The following is a 5,566-nucleotide window of genomic DNA, read 5'->3' on the forward strand; positions in this document are numbered from 1 at the left end:
GGCGCCCGCACCGGCCCCGGAGGCCGCTCCGGCGGCCCCCGGCCGGCTCGGGACCTGGCTGCGCACGGCCGGGTGGCGGCAGACGGCCCCGCTGCTGGTGCTGCTCGCCGTCCTGTGCGCGCTGCCCGGGGTGCTGGACGCGTACAGCATCTCGCTGGCCGGGTCCGCGCTGGCGCTCGGACTGCTCGCGGTCAGCGTCACCGTCCTGACCGGGTACGCCGGGCTCCCCACCCTCGGGCAGACCGCCCCGTTCGCCGTGGGCGCGTACGCCACCGCCAACCTGGCCGACGCCGGGTGGACGGTGGGCCCGGTCCAGCTCGTCCTCGCGGCGCTGGCCGCCGCGGTGTTCTCGGCGGTCACCGGACCCGCGGTGATCCGGGCCCGCGGCACCACCGTGCTGATGATCACCCTCGCGATCGGCGAGCTGACGAGCGCGGTGATCAACCAGGTCAAGTCCGTCACCGGCGGCGCGGACGGCCTCGTCGGCTTCCCCGCCACCCAGGCGCTGTGGGGCGGCGAGGGCATGACCGAGGAACGCGAACTGTACGTGTACGCGGTCGTGGTGGCCGCGGTCGCCGTCGCGCTCACGCTGCTGGTGCTGCGCTCCCCCGCCGGGAAGCTGCTGACCGGCACGCGCGGCGCCGAGGCGCGGATGCGTGCCTCCGGGCACCCGGTGGGCCGCTACCTGATGGTGGCCCACATCGGCGCCGGTGCGCTGGCCGGGGTCGGCGGTTCGCTGATGGTCACCGTCCAGCAGTACCTCTCCCCCGCCGACGTGGGCTTCGAGATCGCCGCGTTCGCCCTGCTCGCGGTCGTCATCGGCGGGGCCACGTCGGTGATCGGCGCGCTGCTGGGCGCCGGGCTGATCGTGTTCACCCGCGACTGGGTCGCCGGTTCCTGGCCCGGCCACGGGCCGCTGCTGCTCGGCGTGCTGTTCATCGCCGCCGTGTATCTGCTGCCGCGCGGTCTCGCCGGGCTGCGCGCCGCCACCGGCCGCCCCGCCACCCCGCCGTCCGCCGCGCCGCCCCCGGGCGCGTCCCCTCTCACCGTGTCCCCCGCCGGGAAGGCCGCCCCATGACGCCCGCACCGAACGCCGCGCAGCCGGCCCCCGTGCTGGACCTCGACCACGTCACCCGCAGGTACGGCAGCCTCACCGCCGTCGACGACGTCTCGCTGCGGCTGCCCGCCGGCGCCCGGCACGCCGTGATCGGCCCCAACGGCGCCGGGAAGACGACCCTGCTCAACCTCGTCGCCGGCACCGACCGGCCCGACCGGGGCACCATCGCCCTCGACGGCGCGGACGTCACCCGCGCCTCCACCGCCCGGCGCAGCCGGCTGGGCATCGCGCGCAGCTTCCAGCAGCCGTCCGTCATCGCCGAACTGACGGTGCTGGACAACATCGTGCTGGCCGGCTGGACCCACCACCCCAAGCACCGGGGGGCCTGGCGCAGCCGGTCCCGCTACCGGCTGCACGCCGAGACGGCCGGGCACCACCTGGAGACCGTGGGGCTGGCGGACCTGGCGCACCGCCCGGCCGCCACGCTCTCGCACGGGCAGCGGCGCATGCTCGACCTGGCGGCGGCGCTGGCGGGCGATCCGCGGCTGCTGCTCCTGGACGAGCCGGCGGCCGGGCTGACCGACGGCGACATCGGCCGGCTGCTCGCGATCCTGGGCGCCCTGCCCGCGAGCGTGGCGGTCGTCCTCGTCGAGCACCACGTCGAGGTGGTCGCCCAGGTCGCCACCTCGGTGACGGTGCTGGCGGCCGGGCGGGTGCTCGTCACCGGGCCGACCCGGGAGGCGCTGGCCCATCCCGAGGTGCGCGACGCCTACCACAACACGGGTGCGGCGGCCGGCGGGGAAGTCCGTACCGGCGCCGGGTCCGGCTCCACCGAAGCGAGAGGATGACCGACCCCCGATGCTCGAACTCACGGGCCTGACCGCGGGCTACCACGGCGGCACGGTCCTCCACGGCCTCGACCTGTCCGTGCCCGCCGGCACGGTGCACGCCGTCGTCGGCCACAACGGCGCGGGCAAGACGACGCTCGTCCACACCGTCGCCGGCCTGATGCGCCCGGACGCGGGCACCGTACGGCTGGACGGCAAGGACGTGACGGGCGCTCCCGCGCACCGGATCGCCCGGGCCGGGATCGGTCTCGTCCCGCAGGGCCGCCGGGTCTTCGCCAACCTGAGCGTCGCCGAACACCTGCGGCTCTCGCACCGGCCGCCGCGCCGGGGCGACACCTCGCGGCCCAGCGTGTGGACGCCGGAGCGAGTCCTGGACCTGCTGCCCCGGCTGGGCGAGCGCCGGAACAACCGGGGCACCGACCTGTCCGGCGGGGAGCAGCAGATGCTGGCCCTGGCCCGCGCGCTGCTCGGTTCGCCGAGCGTCCTGCTGCTCGACGAGCCCACCGAGGGGCTCGCCCCGGCCCTGGTGCGCCAGGTGCACGAGCTGGTGACCACGCTGGCCGAGGAGGGCATCGCCGTCCTCCTGGTGTCGCCGAGTCCGGCGACGGCGGCCCGGTGCGCGCACACGCTCACGGTGCTGACGTCGGGGCGGGTGGCGCTGCGGCTGGACGGCGCGGAGGCGCGGGAGGACCCCACGGCGCTGCACGCCGCGCTGGAGCTGGCGCCGGTCGCGTCCTGACCGGCGCGGGCCGCTGACGGGAGAGGGGGGCGCCGCCGGGCGCCCCCCTCTCTCTTCGGGTGTGCGGCTACGCGGTCTTGAGGCTGTGGCCGCCGAAGCCGCTGCTGCGGTCGGAGCCGCTGTTCTGCTCCTGCCACCAGGCATCGAACTCCGGCTGGCCCATCGCGGACCAGTCGGGGGTGGCCTCGACCTGGGTGCTGCCCATGCGGCGGGCGAGGCCGACCATCGCGGAGCCGACCGGGCCGCGGGCGGCGTCGTAGCGCTCCAGGACGTCCTTCCAGTCGTCCCCGGCGGTCCAGGCGGCCTCCAGGGCGGTGGCGTCCTGGAGGGCCTTGACGCTGCCGGCGCCGACGTGCGGCCGGGCGATGCTGGCGGCGTCGCCGACGAGCGCCATCCGGCCCGAGGTGTAGTGCGGGACGACGAGGTCGTAGATGGGCTGGATGAAGGTGGTCCCGGCGGGCGTGCCGAGAATCTTGGCCGCCCAGAACGGCGGGAAGTGCTCGGCGACGAGGGCGCGCAGCCAGTCGGTCAGCTCGGAGTTGAGGCGGCCGGGCGGCAGGGAGGTCGGGGTGCGCAGGTCCGGGTGGAGGCCGTCGGTCTGCGGGGGCGTGGTGTAGAGGACCCAGTTGAGGCGGTGGCCGCCGGTGCCGTCCGGGATGCGGTAGCTCATGCAGTGGCCGCCGGGGAAGACGAGGTTGTGGGCGTCCAGCCCGTCCGAGGGCAGCCCCTCGACGTCCTCGGTGGTGCCGCGCCAGCCGATGTAGCCGGCGTACTCGGGGCTGACGCCGGGGAACATGGCCTCGCGGACCACCGACCGGTAGCCGTCGGCGCCGATGACGAGGTCGAAGCGCTCCTCGTGCCCGTCCGCGAGGCGCACGGTCACCCCGTCACCGACGGGTTCCACGGCGGTGACGGCGGCTCCGGAGCGGTAGTCGACCTCCTCGGGCACCCGGCGGCGCAGCTCGCTCCACAGGGAGCCCCAGTTGTAGGCCCGGAAGGGGAACGGCTGCCGCCCGATGGCCCGGCCGTGGAGGGCGTCCGCGTCGCGTACGCTCCACACCCGCCGGGTCAGCGGTGCCCAGGGCATCTCGGGGGCCAGGTATCCGGCCTCCCTCAGCTCCTCGTAGCGGTCGTTCTGCAGACCGATGCCGACGCCCCGGTCCCGGAGTTCGGCGTCGGCGCGTTCGAGGACGGTGACCCGGTCCGCTCCGCCGCGTGCCACGGCCAGGGCCGTGGCACACCCCGCTATGCTGCCGCCGACCACGGCGATGCTGCCTCCACGCATGACTGGTCTCCACTCACTCGATGTCCCGGCCGTCCGCCCGGTCGGGCTCCGGCCGGTGCGCCGGCCCGGAAGTACGCTGGTACAGGCGCCGGTTGGCCCGATCCTTGCGGCCGGGCACCGTCCCGCATCCTAACGAGGGCGTTCCTGACGCGTGCGGGCCGCGGGTGGTTCCGCTTTTCGGCCACCGATACATCGTCAGATGGCGTTTCCCGTGCGCCTCTTGGTCATTTGTGTTTAGGGTTCTGTCATGTCCCCCTCGCCGGTCCACTGCTCAGCTCCCCTCCTGGCGGCCGGCCTCGGCACCGGCCGTGACGCGTGGCGAAGACGCCCCGCCGGCCCCGGCCGCCGCTGAACGGGCGGACCGATCCAGCGAGTTCGACCCCCCTTACCCGGAAGCGGGTGCTCCGGCCGCGGCGTCCGGGGCACCGGCATGCCCGTCGGCGCCCGCGCGCGGCCGGCGGAACCGTCCCCCGATCTCCGCGAGGACCCCATGACCGAACCGATACTGATCCTGCTCGCGCTGGCGGCGGGAGGCTGCGCCTCGCTCTGGTTCCTGAACCGGGCCCGTGCCGAGCGGCGCCGGGCCGAGGAACTGCGGCAGCAGCGCGATCAGCTCGCCCAGCAGCTGCGGGCGGCCGAGCAGTATGTGGCGCACATCTCCCGGAACGTCGTCCAGCCGGCCGGCGCCGATGCGCACCCCGGCCACCCCCACCAGCCGGATCTCGCCGTTCCGCCGCAGCTCGCGCACACCCAGCTGGCGTCGGCGCTCAGCACGCTGGCCGGTCAGATCCGGTCGGCGATCACCCTGACCGGGCAGCTCGCACAGCGCTCCGCCGAGGAACGGGTGGACGCGGCCCGGGCCGAGACGGAGCGTCAGCTGGAGCAGGTGCGCAAGGAGTCGGTGGACGTGGCGCGCGCGGCCGTGCGCGCCTTCGCCTCCAGCACGGTGCACCGCGCGGCGAAGCTGAGCAGCATGATCAGCGCCGGGGTGCGGCGCCACGTCTCGGACGAGGCGTACGCGACGCTCGTCGAGATGGACCACCTGGCGCAGCAGATGCTGCTGACCGCGTCCGGCTACGGGGTGCTGGCCGGGGACAAGCTGTCGCGGCGCTGGCCGGCGACCACGCTGACCGACGTCGTCCGTACGGCGATGGGCCGGGTCGAGGGCTACCAGCGCGTCCAGCACACGGACCTGGAGTCCTTCGCGGTGCAGAGCAGGGCGGTGGAGGCGGTCGTGCACACCCTGGCGGTGCTGCTGGACAACGCGCTGCGCTACTCGCCGCCCAACGCGCGGGTGCACGTCTCCCTGGAGCACGGGGCGAACGCGGCGTTCCTCGTCGTGGACGACGCCGGGCTGCGCATGGAGGACGAGCGGCTGACCTGGGCCCGCCGGGTGATGTCCGGGGAACAGCGGGACGACATCACGCGGCTGGGCGCCTATCCGCAGACGGGTCTGCGGGTGGCCTCGGTGCTGGCCCACCAGTACGGCTTCCGCGTCGAGCTGACGGCGCCCAACCTGTACGGCGGCACCCGCGCGATCATCGTGCTGCCGCAGGAGCTGCTCACGACGCCGGGGCCGTCCCGGCCGGTGTCCGCCCAGTCGCTGCCGGCCTCCCGCGCCGCCGCCGCCGTACCGC

The 5,566-nt window shown here is 75.3% G+C and carries 5 protein-coding genes; 4 read left to right on the plus strand and 1 reads right to left on the minus strand.

The window, feature by feature from the left end; all coding sequences use genetic code 11:
- The 3 genes from MHW47_RS31210 to MHW47_RS31220 form a co-directional block, all read left to right on the plus strand.
- The coding region (locus MHW47_RS31210) for a branched-chain amino acid ABC transporter permease (protein WP_239227232.1) at window positions 1-1,078 on the plus strand (1,078 nt) is incomplete at its 5' end.
- The gene (locus MHW47_RS31215) at window positions 1,075-1,905 is read left to right on the plus strand and encodes an ABC transporter ATP-binding protein (protein ID WP_239227233.1); all 831 of its coding nucleotides are present in this window, start codon (window positions 1,075-1,077) and stop codon (window positions 1,903-1,905) included. The genes MHW47_RS31210 and MHW47_RS31215, both read left to right, overlap by 4 nt.
- 10 nt (window positions 1,906-1,915) lie before the next feature.
- A complete protein-coding gene (locus tag MHW47_RS31220) occupies window positions 1,916-2,644 on the plus strand; it encodes an ABC transporter ATP-binding protein (RefSeq protein ID WP_239227234.1) in 729 nt (242 codons plus the stop codon).
- A gap of 67 nt (window positions 2,645-2,711) precedes the next feature.
- On the opposite strand, the gene MHW47_RS31225 is transcribed toward MHW47_RS31220, so the two are convergent.
- The gene (locus MHW47_RS31225; RefSeq protein ID WP_239227235.1) at window positions 2,712-3,929 is read right to left on the minus strand and encodes an FAD-dependent monooxygenase; all 1,218 of its coding nucleotides are present in this window, start codon (window positions 3,927-3,929) and stop codon (window positions 2,712-2,714) included.
- 490 nt (window positions 3,930-4,419) lie between these two features.
- On the opposite strand from MHW47_RS31225, the gene MHW47_RS31230 reads away from it, so the two are divergent.
- Window positions 4,420-5,566: ATP-binding protein (locus MHW47_RS31230; protein ID WP_239227236.1), on the plus strand; the 1,147-nt coding region annotated here is incomplete at its 3' end.

Source organism: Streptomyces sp. OfavH-34-F (assembly GCF_022347745.1).
Taxonomy (GTDB): Bacteria; Actinomycetota; Actinomycetes; order Streptomycetales; family Streptomycetaceae; genus Streptomyces.

What these genes read in the sequence shown, in the direction of transcription:
- MHW47_RS31215 (WP_239227233.1), top strand. Translation starts at nt 1,075, where the DNA reads ATGACGCCCGCACCGAACGCCGCGCAGCCGGCCCCCGTGCTGGACCTC.
- MHW47_RS31220 (WP_239227234.1), top strand. Translation starts at nt 1,916, where the DNA reads ATGCTCGAACTCACGGGCCTGACCGCGGGCTACCACGGCGGCACGGTC.
- MHW47_RS31225 (WP_239227235.1), bottom strand. Translation starts at nt 3,929, where the DNA reads ATGCGTGGAGGCAGCATCGCCGTGGTCGGCGGCAGCATAGCGGGGTGT.